Below are 4,454 nucleotides of genomic sequence, written 5' to 3'. Positions count from 1 at the left end.
GGACCGCCGTATCTCGAGCCTTCTGCCGGACCGAGAAAACCGCCAGACCTAAAATGCCCAAACTGGTTAAGGTAATGCTGAGGATCGTAAAACCAATTAAGATCCTGAATTGAGTCAGTTCATCTGCATGCTGTTGTGCAATCAGCGAATCCAATGAGTCCAGCCGATAGGCCTCAAGCATATAAACATCTCTCAGAATATCGCCGATTACCGATTTAGCGATATTTGCATCATCACCAGTAGATCGAAAGATGACCGTCTCACTCCCCTGAAGGAACGCACCGAGCGCAAAGAATATCGGCTTGCTTGGGACACTGCCAGCCGAGAAAACGAAATCTTCGACGACACCCACCACTTCGCCAACGACGTTGGCACCAAAAAGTTCCGCTCGGTAAATTTTACCGATCGCGTCTTCGGGTGAACGCCATCCACTTGCGGCGGCTGTCGCCCGTGTAATCAACAATCCGACCGATATCACTCCGCTCTCTGTTTTTCGCCAGCGGTAACGTGAATACAGACTTTCATTGAAATCCGTGCCGGCAATCACCTTCAAGCCGAGTGTCTTCGCAAAATCGACACCAACACCGATAAAGGGCACACTTCCGAGATGTTGAGAGGCAGGCAATCCGTCAGCCATCGGATCATACACACTGATGTTAAACGGCATCGATGGGACTTGCTCCGCGAGGGAAACGGATAATATCTCTGGCCGTAGCGCAATTTCCGCACGTACCCCTTCGATTCGACTTAAGGCGAGCTCGCTAGGGAGTTCAGGCCCGACAATTACATTCTTCGGGTCGAATCCCAAAGGTCTGGATTCGACATGTTTAAGCTGCAGATAGGACACTATGGACAGCGAAATCAAAGTGACAGCTAAACAGCTTTGCCCAAGAACGAGCGCCTGTCGCAGCCGTAGTGATTGGGCGCCTTTTCCCACCTCGCCCGCCAACACGCGTTTCGGACGAAAAGATGAAATGTAAAATGCTGGATAGACGCCTGCCAGAAGGCCAACGGCCAACGTCACCGCAATTATCAAAAGCAGGAAGGAAAAAGATACCGTGGTATCTAATCTCACCCCAAACACCGACTCTAGCCAAGGGGCCACAGACAGGGCTATCAATGTCCCGACAACAGTCGCAACAGCAGCCAAAACAAATGATTCGACTAAGAGTTGCCCGATCAGTTTTTTACGCGTGGCACCGAGCACCTTTCTTACCGCAATCTCTATAGCGCGCCGATCCGAAAACGCTGTCGCCAAGTTCACATAATTAGTGCATGCCACGATCAATACGAGTATTGCGAGCAAAATACCAAGAAAAACCACATACTGGTTTCCTTGAGGCCGGAATTCGCCAACTTCTTTCGGATTTAAATGAATGGATCTTAAAGGCTGAAGCTCATAGACAATATCACCATTATTACGGTTAATATTCCGGAAGTGCTCAACAAGGGCGCTTTCCAAAGCTTTGACATTCTGAGGCGGCATTTTGATATACATGGCGAAATTATTCGTCATGTACAAGTCAACAAATGCGTTAGGCCAGTGTTTCCGGAGCGTGCTAATGGAATATAATGCGTCCGGTCTCAAGTGTGAGTTTTCCGGAAAATCTTCGTAAACACCAGCAATTTGAAGAATCTCATCTTCGCCACTTATACGCAATGTAATGTTAGAACCAATAATATCCGTTGTTCCAAAGAGTTTTATCGCTACAGACTCAGACAACAAAACATGATTGGGCTGATCAAGTGCTGCCACGTTTCCCGACATTAACCGAATATCAAAAAACTGATTAATATTCCCTTCGGCGGCATGCATCGTAACATCCAATACACGCCGATTATCCTTATATAATGCCACCCCGGCACGCGGTGCCTGTATCAATGTCAAGTCATCTATTAGTTCACCATATGCCGTACGAATCACTGGTTCAAGTCCAGCCGAGACAACGGCAACATCCGCCGACTTAACCCTTCCGATCTCACCACGTCCAAAAGCCAGTCGATAAACATTCGGTGCATGCATGCTATCGAAACTTAATTCGTAGCGAGCGAACAACAAAATAGTAACGCTTGCTGCTACGCCCAGGGCCAAACCGAAAATATTAATCAACGCGAACAGTCGTTGGGACAGAATTCCTCGTAAAGCAGATCGGATTGTAAGCATCATACGGAGCGTTCCTTCTTCACACTACAGCGACTGTGTCCCCGGCCTTCCAACGTCGGTCGTTTGCCCACACAGCATACCATCTCGCATGGTCAGAACTCTTTTTGCGTATTTAGCATCGTCATGCGAATGGGTGACCATTACTATGGTGCATCCGGACTCATTGAGTTCCCGAAGCAGTTCCATAATCTCGCGGCCCGTGCCAGAATCGAGGTTACCGGTTGGCTCATCGGCGAGTAGGAGTCTTGGTTGAGGGACTACCGCACGCGCAATCGCGACACGTTGTTTCTGACCGCCTGATAATTGCTTGGGGTAATGATTTGCTCGATGCGACATTCCAACACGCTCAAGAACTCTCTCTACCGCAGCTTTTCGTTCGCTTCGTGGTACCCCCAGATAGCCAAGAGGAAGTTCCACATTCTGGGCAACAGTCAGTTCTTCTATCAGATGAAAACTCTGAAAAATCACACCAATTCGACCGCTGCGCCACTTCGCCATTTGTCCCTCAGATTTACCCGCGACATCGACATCGTTAAATATATATTCGCCAGACGTGACTGTATCGAGCAATCCAAGAACATTAACAAGCGTTGATTTTCCTGAGCCGGATGGCCCCATAATCGCAACAAAATCTCTCTCTGGAATATCCAGAGTAATATTATTCAGGGCAACAGTTTCGATTTCACCAGCACGGAAAACCTTGACTACATTCCTTAATTTAATCATTTGTTACTCTCCAACAAGATCAATACGACTCTCCTTGGTCCCTTCGAGGCCAGAAACAACGACTTTGTCACCTGATCTTAAACCGTCCAAAACCTCAACATATCTCGAATTCGACCGACCCAATCGAATTCGACGTCGTACCGCATAATCACCGCTTTCTGCAAGCACATAGACGATATCTATATTCGGGTCACGCAAGATTCCTTTTCTTGCGATCTGTAGCACCTCCTTGCCGCGACTCAGATTTAACACCGTGTTTACTGTTTGGCCGCGTCTAAGTCTCGGGAGTTCTGCGGTGTTGGCAAACTCCAACTCGATCCGAAATGTTCCGTTCGCAACCTCTGGATACACCTTCGTCACACGTACAGGGAAGTGATTCGAATCAATGTTGGCCGTTCCCATTGTCCCGACGCTCACCTTTTCAAGGTAATATTCGCTGATCAACGCGGTAAGCCGATGACCGCTCGTCCCATCTATCTGACCCAGTCGCTCTCCCTGATTAATGTATTGGCCCACTTCCGCGGTCAAAGACGTTAAAATACCGCTTTGGGGCGCTCGGACAGTTAAATGCTCAAGGATACTACTCGCAACATCGAGACTACGCGACAGGCGCTTGACACTGCCATCTAACTGAGCCAATTGTTGCGAGCGGAGTGCCTTTTGAGTCTTTTCGCGCAGGCTAATTAATTCCTTCCTTCGCTTGTAATAGGTAAGCAACTCCAAAGTCTGGTCGACTTCATCCTGAGAAATTGCCCCTTGCTTTCGGAGCATCTTTTTCTGACGCGCTTCCCGTTCGAGTTTTTTGATATTGTATTCGACTTCGATCATTTCGCGACGCAAATCAAGGAGATCCTTTTCCATGGCAAGTTTGGTGTTACGCAAATTATTTAATTGCTCGGTAACTTGGGCTTCCTTCGAAATAAATTCCAACTGTAGCCGAGTGTTGGCAAGCCTCAAGATAGGCTGTCCCGCAATCACCTCATCACCTTCCTTAACCAAAATAGACTCAATTCGACCGGCGACCACAGTATCCACGTAGGTGGTGTGGAGTGGCGCTACCGTGGCACGAACAGGTATCGTCTCCTCAAAGGCGCCAATGAAAACCGTTGCTGTCGAGATATCTGCTTTGGTAACCGATGGATTCGCCTCAAGAAGGAAGACACTCAATCCAAACAAAAAAACGACACAAAAGCCCGATATTGCCCAGCGCATTTTGCGGGGCTTTTTCGGAAGCACACGATCCACTCATCTGCCCTCATTCAAATGTAAAAATCACTAGCCAATCCTTATTCGTTTACTAAATTCGCAAGAAACGAACTGCCTTCTACAAGACAAAGGCGACGAGCGCCATGGCAACAAAATCACAAATAAACCAACCGCCAAAACGACCACCGCCCAAACCAGCCATCGGCTGGGCATAGCGCGCTTTTGTTCTGGGATCTCAAGGATTTTCATCGACCGTTCGCGAAACCGTTTCAGTCGAGAATCTTGACCAAAATTTTGGTCTGTATCGTGGATTCGTTATACATCTTTCTCGTCAGGTTCATATTCTCAATGCCTTTTT

Annotated in this window: 3 protein-coding genes; all 3 read right to left on the bottom strand. The window is 47.9% G+C overall.

What is annotated here, in order from left to right; translation table 11 throughout:
- A partial coding sequence (locus D6694_09445) for an ABC transporter permease (GenBank protein ID RMH41049.1) occupies positions 1-2,167 on the bottom strand: 2,167 nt, incomplete at its 3' end.
- 21 nt (positions 2,168-2,188) lie between these two features.
- Entirely contained in the window at positions 2,189-2,890 is a 702-nt protein-coding gene (locus D6694_09440; protein RMH41048.1) for an ABC transporter ATP-binding protein, read from the bottom strand.
- Positions 2,891-2,893: 3 nt separating this feature from the next.
- Positions 2,894-4,135, bottom strand: a complete 1,242-nt coding sequence (locus D6694_09435) for an efflux RND transporter periplasmic adaptor subunit (GenBank protein RMH41047.1) — start codon at positions 4,133-4,135, stop codon at positions 2,894-2,896.
- Positions 4,136-4,454 lie beyond the last annotated feature (319 nt).

It is taken from the genome of Gammaproteobacteria bacterium (assembly GCA_003696665.1).
Classification (GTDB): domain Bacteria; phylum Pseudomonadota; class Gammaproteobacteria; order Enterobacterales.
The sequence above is the reverse complement of the archived record's forward strand: the minus strand, read 5'-3'. Positions and strand labels throughout refer to the sequence as shown.

Coding starts and splice junctions, on each gene's coding strand:
- D6694_09440 (RMH41048.1), bottom strand. CDS start 2,890: ATGATTAAATTAAGGAATGTAGTCAAGGTTTTCCGTGCTGGTGAAATC.